Consider the following 14848-nt stretch of genomic DNA (forward strand, 5'->3'; position numbering starts at 1 on the left):
GGTGCGGTCAGGGGTGGGTCCAGGGGTGGGACCGGGCTGTCGGAGCGGCGCGGCAAGATGTCCTCCATGAGCGAGGCCCCCACCCCCAGCAGCCCCACCGCCGCCGAGCCGACCCCGGCCGAGGCGCGCGAGGAGCACCGGCTGCTGGCCGAGGAGGTCGAGGACGCGCGCTGGCGGTACTACGTGCTCGACAGCCCCACGCTGGACGACGCGGAGTTCGACCGCCGCATGCGCCGGCTGGAGGAGCTGGAGGCGGCCCACCCGGACCTGCGCACGCCCGACAGCCCGACCCAGAAGGTCGGCGGTGCGGTCTCCACCGACTTCGCCGCGCACGACCACCTCCAGCGCATGGAGAGCCTCGACAACGCCTTCGACGGCGACGAGCTGCTCGCCTGGTACGAGCGACTGGCGCGCGACGGCGTCGAGGAGCCCGCCCTGCTGTGCGAGCTCAAGGTCGACGGCTTGGCGATCAACCTTCTCTACGAGGACGGTCGCCTGGTGCGGGCGCTGACCCGCGGTGACGGCACCACGGGTGAGGACGTCACGCCGAACGTCCGCACGATCGAGTCGGTGCCCACGCGCCTGACGGGCACCGACGAGTTCCCCGTGCCGAGGCTGGTGGAGGTGCGCGGCGAGGTCTTCCTGCCCGTGGCCGCCTTCGAGCGGCTCAACGAGGCGATGGCGGACGCGGGCAAGCCGGTGTTCGCGAACCCGCGCAACGCGGCGGCCGGCTCGCTGCGGCAGAAGGACCCCCGGGTCACCGCCTCGCGGGCGCTGGACATGGTCTGCCACGGCATCGGTGCCCGTGACGGCTTCACGCCTGCGGCACAGTCGCACGCCTACGAGGCGCTGACGGCCTGGGGCCTGCACACCAGCGACCGGGTCCGGGTGCTGCCGACGCTGGCCGACGTCCGCGAGTTCATCTCCTACTACGGGGAGCACCGGCACGACGTCGAGCACGAGATCGACGGCGTCGTGGTCAAGGTCGACGACACCGCGCTGCAGCGGCGCCTCGGCTCCACCAGCCGCGCACCCCGGTGGGCCATCGCTTGGAAGTACCCGCCGGAGGAGGTCAACGCCAAGCTCCTCGACATCCGGGTCAACGTCGGCCGCACCGGCCGGGTGACGCCCTACGGCGTGATGGAGCCGACGAAGGTCGCGGGCTCCACCGTCGAGAACGCGACCCTGCACAACGGGCACGAGGTCAAGCGCAAGGACGTGCGCCCCGGCGACACCGTGGTGCTGCGCAAGGCCGGCGACGTCATCCCCGAGATCCTCGGCCCCGTGCTGGCGCTGCGCCCCGAGGGGCTGCCGGCGTGGGTCATGCCGTCGGAGTGCCCGTCGTGCGGCACGACCCTGGCCGAGCAGAAGGAGGGCGACAAGGACCTGCGCTGCCCCAACCACGAGCAGTGCCCCGGGCAGGTGCGCGAGCGACTCTCCTTCGTGGCCGGCCGCTCCGCCCTCGACATCGACAACCTGGGCTACGAAGGCGTCGTCTCCCTGCTGGACTCCGGTGTCGTCCGCAACGAGGGCGACCTCTTCGCGCTCGACGAGTCGGCGCTGCTGCGCACCGACCTCTACACCCGTGCCGCCAAGAAGGGCGAGGTCGAGGGCGACCCCGAGGGGCAGCGGGTCCTCAACGCCAACGGCCAGGGCTTGCTGGTGGCGCTGGACGCCATCCGGCAGCAGACCCGCGACGTGCCGCTGTGGCGGGTCGTGGTGTCGCTGTCGATCCGGCACGTCGGCCCCACCGCCGCCCGCGCCCTGGCCACCGAGCTCGGCTCGATGGCCGCGATCCGCGGGGCGGACGAGGAGACGCTGGCCGCCATCGACGGCGTGGGCCCGACCATCGCGGCCGCCGTGATCGAGTGGTTCGACGTCGACTGGCACGTCGAGATCGTGGAGAAGTGGGCGGCGTGCGGGGTCTCGATGGAGGACGAGCGGGACGAGTCCGTCCCGCGGACCCTCGAGGGCCTCACCGTCGTCGTGACGGGCAGCCTCGAGGACTTCTCCCGTGACTCCGCGAAGGAGGCGATCCTGAGCCGCGGCGGCAAGGCCGCCGGCTCGGTGTCGAAGAAGACCAGCTTCGTGGTGATCGGCGAGAACGCAGGCTCCAAGGCGGAGAAGGCCGAGCAGCTCGGCGTCCCGATCCTCGACGAGGACGGCTTCAAGGCCCTGCTCGAGCACGGCCCGGCTGCCGTGACCGAGGCCGAGGACCCCGAGGCTCCGGAGGACGCGGCGCAGCCAGAGGGCTGACCCGCGGGGAGGATCAGCGGGCCCGCAGGACGAAGACCTGCTCCTCCAGCCGCTCCGTGCCGCGGCGGGTGAACGGGCCGACCTCGTAGGAGTACGTGAGGTCGACCGCGGTCAGTCGGGTACGGCCCGGCTGCTGGGCCGTGACGAGGACGTAGAGCGCCTCGTCGGCCCCGCCGCCCCAGGTGAACGTCGCGCCGACGGCCGGCTCGGTCGCCTCACACCACCCGGCGAGGCTCGGCCCCACACCCATGGGCTCCTCGTCGGCGCCGCGGCAGACCACCACAGAGATGTCGGCGCGGGTCCCGTCGGTGGTCAGCACCGGGGCGGCGTCCTCGATCGTGATCGTCGTCGCCGCGTCGTCCCCCAACGGCCACGCCACGAGGTAGTAGAGCGAGGCGTCGGCCACGGCCAGTGGGTCCGCGACGAACCAGCCGAACCCTTCGGCTTCCCCCAGCACCGTCGGGTGCGTCCACCACCGCCAGCCCTGCACTCCGCCGACCGCCGCCAGGCCGAGGGCGATGACCAGCAGGAGAGCGGCCGCGCGCCTGCGCCTGCGCGAACGTGGTGCCGAGGGGGCGTCGCCTGCGGGCGGGGAGGTCTCGATGGTCGTCGGCACGACGTCAGGGTAGGTGGACGCGCGCTGATGTTGCTCCGGATGCGACGAGAACGACCTCGCCGGTGACGAGGAGAGGGCGTCCAGGGCCGAGGACGGCCCCGGGAGAAGGTCCCGGGGCCGCGGGTCCGCGCAGGGGAGTCCGCCCGGCACAGGGTCGGGCGGGGCGCGGACGCTCGGGGGGATCGGTGGGCTTCACGGCCCATCCAGTTGAACTGTCAACCACGTTATCCGGGACGCGCGGGACCACCGGGGACCGCCGCGGGCGGTCGCTCCTAGGATGGGGCCCATGCCTGACATCACCCGCGACGAGGTGGCCCACCTGGCCGCGCTGTCGAGGATCGACCTGTCGGACGCCGAGCTGGACCACATGGCCCCGCAGCTCTCGGTGATCCTCGACGCGGTCGCCTCGATCACCGGCGTGGTCGGGGACGACGTCCCCGCCACCTCGCACCCGCTGCCCCTGACCAACGTCTTCCGCGAGGACGTCGTCACCCCCGGCCTCACCGCGGAGCAGGCGCTCTCCGGTGCCCCCGAGGTGGAGGAGCAGCGCTTCGCCGTCCCGCGCATCCTGGGGGAGGAGGCATGAGCATCGACCCGACCCGCGCCACCGCCGCGCAGATGGCCGACGCCCTGGCCTCCGGCGAGACCACCTCGGTCGCCCTCACCCGCGCCGCGCTCGAGCGGATCGCCGCCACCGACGGCGACGCCGAGGGCGGCATCCACGCGTTCCTGCACGTCGACGCCGAGGGCGCGCTCGCCCAGGCCGAGGCCTCCGACGCCCGCCGCGCCGCCGGCGCCCCGCTGAGCCCGCTCGACGGCGTGCCCGTCGCGGTGAAGGACGTGCTGGCCACCACCGGCCTGCCCACCACCTGCGGCTCGAAGATGCTCGAGGGCTGGGTGCCGCCGTACGACGCGACCGTCGTGGCCCGCCTCAAGGCCGCCGGCCTGCCGATCCTCGGCAAGACCAACATGGACGAGTTCGCGATGGGCTCCTCCACCGAGCACTCCGCCTACGGCCCGACCCGCAACCCGTGGGACACCACCCGCATCCCGGGCGGCTCCGGCGGCGGCTCGGCCGCGGCCGTGGCCGCGTTCCAGGCCCCGCTGGCGCTGGGCACCGACACCGGCGGGTCGATCCGCCAGCCCGGTGCCGTCACCGGCACCGTCGGCGTGAAGCCCACCTACGGCGCGGTCTCGCGCTACGGCCTCGTGGCGATGGCCAACAGCCTCGACCAGGTCGGCCCCGTGACCCGCACGGTCATGGACTCCGCGCTGCTCCAGGAGCTCATCGGCGGGCACGACCCGCTCGACTCCACCTCGGTGGTCGAGCCGCTGCCCTCGCTGGTCGAGGCCGCGCAGCAGGGCGCCACCGGCGACCTGACGGGCCTCAAGGTCGGCGTCATCACCGAGCTGGGCGGCGACGGCTACCAGGCCGGCGTCCGCGCCCGCTTCACCGAGGCCCTCGACAAGCTCGTCGCCGCCGGCGCCGAGGTCGTCGAGGTCTCCTGCCCGAGCTTCGTCCACGCCCTGGCGGCCTACTACCTGGTCATGCCGTGCGAGGCGTCCTCGAACCTGGCCCGCTTCGACGCCATGCGCTACGGCATCCGCGTGATGCCGGAGGGCAACGACTCCCCGTCGGCCGAGGCGGTCATGCGCGCCACCCGCGACGCCGGCTTCGGCGACGAGGTCAAGCGCCGCATCATCCTCGGCACCTACGCGCTCAGCTCGGGCTACTACGACGCCTACTACGGCACCGCGCAGAAGGTCCGCACGCTCATCCAGCGCGACTTCGACGCCGCGTTCGAGTCCGTGGACGTCCTGGTCAGCCCCACCGCGCCCACCACCGCGTTCAAGCTCGGGGAGAAGCTCGACGACCCGCTGGCGATGTACCTCAACGACCTCGCCACCATCCCCGCGAACCTCGCGGGCGTGCCCGGCATGTCGCTGCCCGCCGGCCTGGCGGAGGAGGACGGGCTGCCCGTCGGCTTCCAGATCCTCGCCCCGCAGCTGGCCGACGACCGGCTCTACCGCGTCGGCGCCGCCCTCGAGGCCGCGCTGGAGAAGGAGTGGGGCGGCCCGCTGCTGGACCAGGCCCCCGAGGTCGCGACCCTCACGAGCACGGAAGGGGCCCTCCGATGAGCGCCACCACCGAGACGCTCGTCGACTTCGACGAGGTCCTCACCCGCTACGAGCCCGCGCTGGGCCTCGAGGTGCACGTCGAGCTGTCGACGGCCACCAAGATGTTCTGCGGCTGCTCCACCGCGTTCGGCGGCGAGCCGAACACCCAGGTCTGCCCGACCTGCCTCGGACTGCCCGGCTCCATGCCGGCGGTCAACAAGGGCGGCGTCGAGGCCGCGATCCGCATCGGCCTCGCGCTGAACTGCGAGATCGCGGAGTGGTGCCGCTTCGCCCGGAAGAACTACTTCTACCCGGACATGCCGAAGAACTTCCAGACCTCCCAGTACGACGAGCCGATCGCGTTCGAGGGGTACATGGATGTCGACGTGGACGGCGAGACCTTCCGCGTCGGCATCGAGCGCGCCCACATGGAGGAGGACACCGGCAAGTCGACCCACGTCGGCGTCACCGGCCGCATCCAGGGCGCCGACTACTCGCTGGTCGACTACAACCGCGCCGGCATCCCCCTGATCGAGATCGTCACCAAGCCGATCACCGGCGCCGGCGCCAAGGCCCCCGAGGTCGCCCGCGCGTACGTGCAGCAGCTGCGCGAGCTGATCGTGGCCCTGGGCGTCTCCGAGGCCCGGATGGACCAGGGCAACCTGCGTGCCGACGTGAACCTCTCGCTCGCCCCGATCGGCACCGAGAAGCTCGGCACCCGCACCGAGACGAAGAACGTGAACTCGTTCCGCTCGGTCGAGCGCGCGGTCCGCTTCGAGATGAGCCGGCACGCCGGCGTCCTCGACGCGGGCGGCAGCATCCTCCAGGAGACCCGGCACTTCCACGAGGACTCGGGCATCACCACCTCCGGGCGCGAGAAGTCGGACGCGGAGGACTACCGCTACTTCCCCGAGCCCGACCTCGTGCCGGTCGCGCCGAGCCGGGAGTGGGTCGAGGAGCTGCGCGGCACCCTGCCCGAGAACCCGACCGCCAAGCGGGCCCGCCTGCAGGCCGAGTGGGGCTTCTCCGACCTGGAGATGCGCGACACCGTCGGTGCCGGCGCGCTCGGCCTGGTCGAGGAGACCATCGCGCTGGGTGCGGCACCGCAGGCCGCCCGCAAGTGGTGGCTCGGCGAGATGGCGCGCAGGGCCAACGACACCGGCGCGGAGATCTCCGAGCTCGGCGTCAGCCCCGCCGACGTCGCCGCCGTCCAGAAGCTCGTGGACGCCGGCACCCTGAACGACAAGCTCGCGCGCCAGGTCTTCGACGGCCTTCTCGCGGGCGAGGGCACCCCGGACGAGATCATCGCCGCGCGCGGCCTCGGCATCGTCTCCGACGACGGCGCGCTCTCGGCGGCCGTCGACAAGGCGATCGAGGCCAACCCGGACGTCGCCGACAAGATCCGTGACGGCAAGGTCGCCGCGGCCGGCGCCCTCATCGGTGCGGTGATGAAGGAGATGCGCGGGCAGGCCGACGCGGGCAAGGTCCGCGAGCTGATCCTGGCCAAGCTCACCTGACCCACCGCCACGCGCGGGTCAAGACCAGAAGGAGCGGCCCCGCTCACCATCCTCCGGGTAGGTGAGCGGGGCCGTTCGTCGTAGGGTGAGCCCACCAACTCCAGACATGCCCGTGCGCGGGGGAAGCCGGTGGAAAGTCCGGCGCTGACCCGCAACCGTAGGCCCGTGGTCGCCGCCCCTGGGGCGTGGCGGCGCGGGCGAGCCGGAACACCTGCACCCGGGCCGTCCTGATCACACGCTGTCGAGGAAAGCAGCGAGTGGGCACGCCGGGCACCGGGTCCGGCAACGCCTTCTCGCTGTGCAGCGGGAAGGAACACCAGTGAAGACCCCTCTGCGCCGCGTCGCGGCGCTCGCCACCGTCGCGCTGACCACCGGAGCCCTGGCCCTGGGCACGGTCGCCCCGGCCGGTGCCGTCACCGCCCAGAAGCGCGAGACCAAGGCCGCCCAGTGGCTGGCCAAGCAGCCGGCGGAGAACGGCCTCGTCGAGGTCTTCTACGACTACGACGGCTCGACCTACTCCTACTCCGACTACGGCGTCTCCATCGACGTCGCGACCGCCCTCCTCGAGCTGGGCGCCGGTGCGGACACGGTGGACGCGGTGGCCCAGGCCGTCAGCGAGGGCGTGCGTGGCTACACCTACGCCGACGGCGAGGTCCTCGGCTACGCCTCCGCGACCGCCAAGGCGGCCGCCTTCCTCCAGGACGCCGGCCTCAGCCCGGCGAACGCGCAGGACGACCTGATCGTCAACCTCAAGGCCATGCTCAGCACCGACGACGGCATCGTCGGCCGCGTCCAGGACGACACCGGCTACGCCGACACCGCCAACGTCTTCGGCCAGGCGTTCGCCGCACAGGCGCTCGCGGAGGACGGCTCGCGCAAGAAGGCCATCGCGGCCACCCGGTTCCTGCTGCGCCAGCAGTGCGACGAGGGCTACTTCCGGCTGAACTTCAACGACGCCTCGGCCAAGCGCCAGGGCTGCAAGAGCGGTGCCGACGACTCCGGCGCCGACACCGACAGCACCGCCCAGGCCGTCCTGTCGCTCACGGCCATCGCGACCTCCGGCTCCCCGGTGCTGGTCCGCAAGGTCGACGCCGCGCTGGCCGACGCCCTGTCGTGGCTGCGCACCGGCCAGAAGCGCAACGGCTCCTACGGCGGTGGCTCCAGCACGGAGTCGTCCAACACCGACTCCACCGGCCTGGCCGCCCGGGCCCTGACCGCCCTCGGTGCCTGCACCCGGGCCCAGGACGCGGCCCAGTGGATCACCCGCTCCCAGGTGCTCGGCGCCCGCAGCGGCGACGCGCTCGCCGGCCAGAACGGCGCCATCGCCTACGACCCGAAGACCCGCCGCACCGGCGAGTCCGACGGCATCAGCGACACCGGTGCCTACCAGTGGCAGAAGGCCACCGCCGACGCCGCCCCGGCGCTGGCGAGCCTGACGATCGCCGGTTGCAAGGGCTGATCGTGCCCACCGGCACGGCCACCAGGGCCACCCGGGCCGCCGCGGGCCTCGTGCTCGCGGCGGCCTCGGCCTGCCTGGGCTCGCTCGCCCTCGCCGCGCCCGCCGGCGCCGCCACCTGCGCAGACGCCGGCGGGGTCAGCGTCGTGGTCGAGTTCAACGGCCTCGGCGGAGGCGTGCAGACCGCGTGCGTGGACGGCGGCGGGGACACCGCGGCCACCCTGCTCACCGCGGCCGGGCACAGCCTCACCCAGCCCACGCGCCAGCCCGGCTTCATCTGCCGGGTCGACGGCGTCCCGGCCGACGACCCGTGCGTGAACACCCCGCCTGCCAGTGCGTACTGGAACCTGTGGTGGAGCGACGGCGAGGGCGGCTGGACCTACTCGCAGCAGGGCGCCTGGTCGCTCACGGTGCCCGCGGGCGGCTCCGTCGCCGTCACCTGGGACGACCAGAGCGGCACCGTCACCCCGGCCACCAGCGCCCCGCAGCACGGCGCGTCCGCGTCGCCCACGTCGGGCTCCGGGTCGGGCTCCGGGTCGGGCTCCGGCTCGGGCAGCGGGTCCTCCGGCAGCTCCGGCAAGGGCAGCTCGGGTGGCTCGGGCTCCGGCTCGGGCGGTTCCGGCGGCTCGGGCGGTTCCGGCTCCTCGGGCTCCGGCTCGTCGAGCGGCGCCTCCGCCGACGCGAGCGCCGACCCCTCGACGGATACGTCCGCCGAGGCCGGCGACGACGCCACCGAGTCCGCCACCGAGTCCGCCACCGGCGACGCCCGCGCGAAGGCCCGGCGCGCCGAGCGGCGCAAGGCCGCGCGTGCGGCCGCCTCGGCGAGCGCGGAGGCCTCCGCGAGCGCCGAGCCGAGCACGGACCCGAGCGCCGAGGCGACCGACGACGGGGACACCGTCAGCGACGACACGTCTCTGGCGGCGTCCGAGACCGACGGCGGCATCCCCGCCGGGATCGCCGGCGCCGCCGTGCTGGCGGTGCTCCTCGGCGCGGGCGGCGTCGCCCTCGCCCGCCGCCACCGAGCCCGCACCGCCACGGGCAGCAGCAACACAGGGAACGGGGGGCCCGACCCCCGGTGACCAGCACCCAGGACCGCTCCTCCGCGCCCGGCACCCCGGACGCGGTGGCCGCCGCGCCCACGGGCCGGGCCGGGGGAGCGGTCCAGGATGGGCCGGGTAGGCCCGGTGGGCCCTCGGGCGCCCGCGCCCGCGCCCGCACCGGTGCCGGTCGACGACTCCTCGCGCGCGCCCGCGCGGCCCGGCTCCCGCGCGACCTGCACCCGGTCGCGTGGTGGGTCTGGGCCCTCGGCCTGGCCACGGCGGCCTCGCTGACCACCAACCCGTTCGCGCTGCTGCTGCTCGTCGGGTCGGCGGCGCTCGTCGTCTCCGCACGCCACGGCGACCAGCCGTGGTCGCGCTCCTTCCGGTTCTACCTCGCCCTGGGGGCCGCGATCGTGGCCCTGCGGGTCACCTTCCGCGTGCTGCTGGGCGGCGCCTACGCCACCGGTCCGGTGCTGCTGGACCTGCCGAGCATCCCGCTGCCCGGGTTCGCCGCCGGCATCGCGCTGCTCGGCCCCGTGACCACGTCCACCGTGCTCAGCGGGCTCTACGACGGCCTCCGGCTGGCCGCCATCGTCATCGCCGTGGGTGCCGCGAACGCGCTGGCCAACCCCAAGCGGCTCCTGCGCTCGGTGCCCGCGGCGCTCTACGAGGTCGGCACGGCCCTGGTCGTCGCGGTCACGGTGCTGCCGCAGCTGGCCGAGTCCGTGCAGCGGGTGCGCGCCGCGCAGTCGCTGCGCTCCGGCCCCAGCGGGCGGGTGCGCGGCCTGCGACGCCTCCTGGTCCCGGTGCTGGAGGACGCGCTCGAGCGGTCCCTGGCGATGGCGGCCAGCATGGACGCCCGCGGCTACGGCCGCACCGCCGGCGCCGACGCCCGCTCCCGGCGACGCACCGGGGCGCTCATGCTCACCGGCCTGGTCGGCGTCTGCGTCGGCGTCTACGCCGTGCTCGACCAGACCGCCCCGCGGGTGCTGGCCCTGCCCATGCTGGGGGTCGGGCTGCTCGCCGCCGTCCTGGGGCTGCGCGCGGCCGGTGCTCGCGTGCCCCGCACCCGCTACCGCCCCGACCGCTGGCGCTGGCCCGAGGTCGTCGTCGCCCTCGGCGGCGTGGCCGTCGGCGTGCTGGCCTGGCACACCTCCACCCACCAGGTCGCGCTCGCCTACCCGGGCACCGACGCCCTGCCGGGCCTCGCGCCGGGGGCCCTGGTGGTCTGCGTCGTGGCCGTGCTCACCGGCCTCGTCGCACCGCCTCCGCCGGTGACGGGGGAGGACGCATGAGCGCCCCGCTGCTGGAGCTGCGCGGGATCACCTTCAGCCACCCCGCCACCGCCGAGTCCCCGGCCCGCCGCGTGCTCAGCGACGTCGACCTCGTCGTGGAGGAGGGCGAGCTGACCGTGCTCGCCGGCCCCACCGGCGTCGGCAAGTCCACGCTCCTCGGGGTCGTCGCCGGGCAGGTGCCCCGCTTCACCGGCGGCGTGCTGGGCGGCGACGTGCTGCTCGACGGCGCCTCGGTGCTGCACGCGCCACCGCGCGAGCGCGCCCACCTGGTCGGCTACGTCGGCCAGGACCCGGCGCTGGGCTTCGTCACCGACACGGTCGAGGAGGAGCTGGCCTACGGCATGGAGCAGCTCGGGGTCGCCCCCGGCACCATGCGCCGTCGGGTCGAGGAGACGCTCGACCTGCTCGGCATCGCCGACCTGCGCGCCCGGGCGCTGCGCACGCTCTCCGGCGGCCAGCAGCAGCGGGTCGCGGTCGGCGCCGTGCTCACGATGCACCCGCGGCTCCTGGTGCTCGACGAGCCCACCTCGGCCCTCGACCCGACCGCGGCCGAGGAGGTGCTCTCGACGCTCACCCGCCTCGTCCACGACCTCGGCACCAGCGTGCTCGTCGCCGAGCACCGGCTCGAGCGGGTGGTGCCCTTCGCCGACACCCTGGCCCTGCTCGGCACCGACGGGCACCTGGACGTCGGCGCCCCGGCCGGCCTCCTCGCGACCGCGCCCGTGGCGCCCCCGCTGGTCGAGCTCGGCCGGGCCGCCGGCTGGAGCCCGCTGCCGCTCTCGGTCCGCGATGCCCGCCGCCGCGCCCGCGGCCTCACCACCGACCTGCCCGCGCCCGCGACCCCCGTCCGCGAGCGCCCGCCCGGCGGCCTCGGCGCCCGCGACCTCACCGTCACCGTCGGGCCGGGCGGGCGGCACGTCGCCGTCCGTGAGCTGGACCTCGACCTGCCCACCGGCCGCGTCACCGCCCTCATGGGGCGCAACGGCGCCGGCAAGTCCACGCTCCTGTGGACGCTCCAGGGCACCCGCGAGCGCGCGGGCGGCAGCGTCGTGGTCGTGCCCGACCCCGACCAGCACGGCGGCGGCACCGACCCCGCACGCCTGCCCGCGGACGCGCGCCGCGGCCTCGTCGGCCTCCTCCCGCAGGACGCCGGCGACCTGCCGTACCTGGAGACCGTGGCCGAGGAGCTGGCCAGCGCGGACCGCGAGGCCGAGGCCCCCGGCACGGCCCGGGCGCTGCTCGACACCCTCGCGCCCGGCGTGCGCGACGAGGCCCACCCGCGCGACCTGTCCGAGGGGCAGCGACTCGCGCTGGCCCTGGTGCTGGTGCTCGTCCCGCGGCCGCCGGTGCTCCTGCTCGACGAGCCGACCCGCGGCCTGGACTACCGCGCCAAGGGCGCGCTGGCCGCGGCCCTGCGCTCGCTCGCGGACGAGGGCCGGGCGGTGCTGGTGGCCACCCACGACGTGGAGTTCGCCGCCCTCGTCGCCGATGACGCGGTCGTGATGGCCGAGGGCGAGGTGGTCTCGGCGGGGCCCGCTCGCGCCGTGCTCGCGGAGTCCCCGGCGTTCAGCCCCCAGGTGACCAAGGTGCTCGGCGCCCCCTGGCTGGTCGTGGACGAGGTCCGCGCCGCCCTGGCCGGTTCGGGAGGTGCGCGATGACGGCCGCCCCCGACCCCCGCCTCGAGACCGGCCTCGAGACCCGCCTCCACCAGGACGTGACGGCGGCGGTGCCGCTGAGCCGCCGCTCGGCGCTGGTGCTCGGTCTGGCGTCGCTGGCCGGGCTGATGATGCTGGTCTGGCCGCTGCTGGTGCAGGTGCCGCCCGGCTGGGCGGGGGACCAGCGGATGGACCCGCCGTTCCTGTTCCTGGCGCTGCTGCCGGTCGTGGTGGCCGTGGTGCTGGCCGAGATCTCCGAGGGCGGCCTGGACGCCCGGGTGCTGGCCCTGCTGGGGGTGCTGAGCGCCGTCAACGCGGTCGCGCGGGCGCTCTCCCCGGGGCTGGCGGGCATCGAGCTGGTCTTCTTCCTGCTGATCCTGGCGGGCCGGGTGCTCGGCCCCGGGTTCGGCTTCGCGCTGGGCTGCACCTCGTTGCTCGCCTCCGCGCTGATGACCGGCGGCGTGGGGCCGTGGCTGCCGTTCCAGATGCTCTGCTCGGCCTGGGTGGGGATGCTGGCGGGCCTGCTGCCGCAGCGGCTCGGTGGACGCCCGCTGCGCGGTGCCGCGGAGATCGCGCTGCTGGCGGTCTACGGGGTGCTGGCCGCCTACCTGTTCGGCGCCCTGATGAACCTCTCGTCCTGGCCGTTCGCGCTGGGCGTCGCGGTGCCCGGCCACGAGGGCGACCTCACCTACGTGCCCGGTGCCCCGCTGCTGGAGAACCTCCAGCGCTTCGGCGTCTACACGCTGCTGACCTCCACCGGCGGGTGGGACTCCGTCCGCGCCGTCACCAACGCGGTCGCGGTCGTGGTGCTGGGCCCCAGCATCCTCGCGGTGCTGCGTCGGGCCGCGCGGCGCGCGACCGTGACGGGCCGCGTCGAGCAGGGCCAGGAGGCCGCGGACGAGTCGACGGGCGGGGTCAGCGAGCGCTGACGCCCCGGGGCTCGGCACCGGCGCGACCCGCAGAGGCCACCGCAGGGGCCACGGCCTGCTCGCGCAGGCGCAGGAACTCCTCCACGTCCTCGCGCTCGGCGCGGGCGGCGGCGAGCGCGGTGGCCGCGAGCATCGCGTTGCGGCGCGAGCCCAGCACGCTCGACTCGACCACGTGCTCGGCGGCACGACGGATCACGGCCAGGGGCGCGCGCGGCCGCTCGGCCACGAGACGCAGCAGCGGGGTCCGCGGTGCGTGGGTCACGGCTCGCCTCCCAGGGAGTGGTCGGCCGGCGGGCTGGAGCTGCCGGCACCGTCCACGCTAGGAGCGCTCGGGAGCCTCCGGGCTAACGCCGTGTGACCGTTCTGTGACGGGCACCAGCCCCGACGGGTCCGGTACCACCGCCGGCTCCCCGGGCGGGCCGCCGGAGCGGGTCGCCCCGACGCTGGCCACCACCACGCACACGATCGCCGCCCACTGGGCCGCCCCCAGCAGCTCGCCGAGCACGAGCAGGCCGGCGAGCGCGGCCGCGGCCGGCTCCAGGCTCATGAGGATGCCGAAGACGGAGGGGCGCAGCGTCCGCAGCGCCACCAGCTCGCACGAGTAGGGGACGACGGAGGAGAGCAGCCCCACCGCCGCGCCCAGCAGCAGCACGTGCGGGTCGGTCAGCGCGGCGTCGTGCCCGCCGGTCGCGACCGGCCCCAGCACGAACGGGGTGAGCCCCAGGGTGGCCACCGTGCTGGCCACGGCCAGACCGTCCAGGCCCTCCCAGGCGGCCCCGGTGCGGGCACTGGCGAGGATGTAGGTGGCCCACGCGGCACCCGCGAGGAGCGCCAGCAGCGCGCCGACGAGCGTGAGGCCGCCGTCGCCGAGGCCGAGCAGCGCCACGCCGAGCCCGGCGAGACCCACCCAGACCAGGTCGCGCGCGCGGCGGGAGCCGGCCACCGCCAGCAGCAGCGGCCCGACGAACTCCAGGGTGACGGCCACGCCGAGGGGGATCCGGGCGAAGGACTGGTAGATGGCCCAGTTCATCAGTCCGAGGCTCGCGCCGAAGGCGAGGACGACGCCCCAGTCGGCGCGGCTGCGGCCGCGCACCCGCGGCCGCACGAACGCCAGCAGCAGCACCGAGCTGGTGACCAGCCGCAGCCAGACCAGCGTGGTCGGCGAGGCCTCGTCGAACAGGGACTTGGCCACGCCGGCGCCCAGCTGCACCGACGCGATGCCGATCAGCACGAGCACGACCGGGGGCACCCGGGGCCGGGGTGCCGCGGGGGCGGGGGAGCGTGCGGTCACCCGGGCAGCCTAGGGTCCGCGGAAGAGGTGCCCGACATCCGTCCCACGGCGGCGGCGCGGCGTCGGCGCGGCGTCAGCCCCAGTCCCGTCCACACCGGTCGTGCCGACGCTCCGCGGCAGCCGGACGCGGGCCCACCTGCACCGGACCAGCCAGGTCCGCAGTTCCGCTCGCGCGAGGGCCGCCCTGACCCTAGGCTCGCCCACATGGGTGAGTTCCAGATCGCGCGGAGCACGAGGGTCGCCGCGGACCCGGCGGACGTGCAGGCGCTCGTCGTCGACTTCCACCGGTGGCGCTCCTGGTCGCCGTGGGAGGACACGGACCCGGGCATGGAGCGGGTCTACAGCGGCGCCGAGTCCGGCGTCGGGGCCGCCTACGCGTGGTCGGGCAACCGCAAGGCCGGTGCCGGCTCGATGCGGATCGTCGAGGTCACGCCCACCGCGGTGACCGTGGGCCTGGCCTTCACCCGGCCCATGCGGGCCGAGAACACGGTGGTCTTCGGCACCGAGCCGGTCGCCGACGGCACGCTGGTCACCTGGACGATGCAGGGCGTGCACGCCGGCCTCATGGGGCTGCTCGCCCGGTTCGTGCCGATGGAGAAGCTGGTCGCGGGCGACTTCGAGAAGGGCCTGGCCGCCATGAAGACGCAGCTGGAGGCCGGCGTCCCCGAGGCCTGA

Annotated in this window: 13 protein-coding genes and 1 riboswitch; of the genes, 10 read left to right on the forward strand and 3 right to left on the reverse strand. The window is 75.1% G+C overall.

Annotation, left to right across the window (positions count from 1 at the left end; genetic code table 11):
* Positions 1-66 precede the first annotated feature (66 nt).
* Positions 67-2256: an NAD-dependent DNA ligase LigA gene (ligA, locus tag M8316_RS14005; RefSeq protein WP_250055512.1), complete on the forward strand. Its 2190-nt coding sequence runs from the start codon at positions 67-69 to the stop codon at positions 2254-2256.
* A gap of 13 nt (positions 2257-2269) precedes the next feature.
* Here the strand turns inward: ligA and M8316_RS14010 are convergent, their stop codons facing one another.
* Positions 2270-2872 carry a hypothetical protein gene (locus M8316_RS14010; RefSeq protein WP_250055514.1) on the reverse strand — a complete coding sequence of 201 codons (603 nt, stop codon included), beginning with the start codon at positions 2870-2872 and terminating at the stop codon, positions 2270-2272.
* Between the two features lie 286 nt (positions 2873-3158).
* On the opposite strand from M8316_RS14010, the gene gatC reads away from it, so the two are divergent.
* From gatC to M8316_RS14050, 8 genes are all read left to right on the forward strand, one after another.
* Entirely contained in the window at positions 3159-3458 is a 300-nt protein-coding gene (gatC, locus tag M8316_RS14015; protein ID WP_250055516.1) for an Asp-tRNA(Asn)/Glu-tRNA(Gln) amidotransferase subunit GatC, read from the forward strand.
* Entirely contained in the window at positions 3455-5011 is a 1557-nt protein-coding gene (gene gatA / locus M8316_RS14020; RefSeq protein ID WP_250055518.1) for an Asp-tRNA(Asn)/Glu-tRNA(Gln) amidotransferase subunit GatA, read from the forward strand. The genes gatC and gatA overlap by 4 nt, the downstream gene beginning before the upstream one ends.
* Positions 5008-6507, forward strand: a complete 1500-nt coding sequence (gatB, locus tag M8316_RS14025) for an Asp-tRNA(Asn)/Glu-tRNA(Gln) amidotransferase subunit GatB (RefSeq protein WP_250055520.1) — start codon at positions 5008-5010, stop codon at positions 6505-6507. The genes gatA and gatB overlap by 4 nt, the downstream gene beginning before the upstream one ends.
* 120 nt (positions 6508-6627) lie before the next feature.
* Positions 6628-6719: riboswitch (cobalamin riboswitch) on the forward strand.
* Between the two features lie 107 nt (positions 6720-6826).
* Entirely contained in the window at positions 6827-7966 is a 1140-nt protein-coding gene (locus M8316_RS14030) for a prenyltransferase/squalene oxidase repeat-containing protein (RefSeq protein ID WP_250055522.1), read from the forward strand.
* 2 nt (positions 7967-7968) lie between these two features.
* Entirely contained in the window at positions 7969-9042 is a 1074-nt protein-coding gene (locus tag M8316_RS14035; protein WP_250055523.1) for a hypothetical protein, read from the forward strand.
* Positions 9039-10298, forward strand: coding sequence for an energy-coupling factor transporter transmembrane component T family protein (locus M8316_RS14040; RefSeq protein WP_250055525.1), 1260 nt, complete (start codon positions 9039-9041; stop codon positions 10296-10298). Before M8316_RS14035 ends, M8316_RS14040 begins: the two co-directional genes overlap by 4 nt.
* Complete coding sequence (locus tag M8316_RS14045) at positions 10295-11956, forward strand: ABC transporter ATP-binding protein (protein WP_250055527.1); 1662 nt, start codon at positions 10295-10297, stop codon at positions 11954-11956. The genes M8316_RS14040 and M8316_RS14045 overlap by 4 nt, the downstream gene beginning before the upstream one ends.
* Positions 11953-12882 carry an ECF transporter S component gene (locus M8316_RS14050; RefSeq protein WP_250055529.1) on the forward strand — a complete coding sequence of 310 codons (930 nt, stop codon included), beginning with the start codon at positions 11953-11955 and terminating at the stop codon, positions 12880-12882. The genes M8316_RS14045 and M8316_RS14050 overlap by 4 nt, the downstream gene beginning before the upstream one ends.
* On the opposite strand, the gene M8316_RS14055 is transcribed toward M8316_RS14050, so the two are convergent.
* Both M8316_RS14055 and M8316_RS14060 read right to left on the reverse strand, forming a co-directional pair.
* Positions 12869-13144 (reverse strand): hypothetical protein, encoded by a 276-nt coding sequence (locus M8316_RS14055; protein ID WP_250055531.1) that lies wholly within the window; start codon positions 13142-13144, stop codon positions 12869-12871. The genes M8316_RS14050 and M8316_RS14055 overlap by 14 nt on opposite strands.
* A gap of 57 nt (positions 13145-13201) precedes the next feature.
* Positions 13202-14173 (reverse strand): EamA family transporter, encoded by a 972-nt coding sequence (locus tag M8316_RS14060; RefSeq protein ID WP_250055533.1) that lies wholly within the window; start codon positions 14171-14173, stop codon positions 13202-13204.
* A 204-nt stretch (positions 14174-14377) separates the two neighbouring features.
* Here M8316_RS14060 and M8316_RS14065 point away from each other — a divergent pair, with 204 nt between their 5' ends.
* The gene (locus M8316_RS14065) at positions 14378-14848 is read left to right on the forward strand and encodes an SRPBCC family protein (protein ID WP_250055535.1); all 471 of its coding nucleotides are present in this window, start codon (positions 14378-14380) and stop codon (positions 14846-14848) included.

Origin of the sequence: Nocardioides bruguierae (genome assembly GCF_023554635.1) — a bacterium.
GTDB lineage: Bacteria > Actinomycetota > Actinomycetes > Propionibacteriales > Nocardioidaceae > Nocardioides > Nocardioides bruguierae.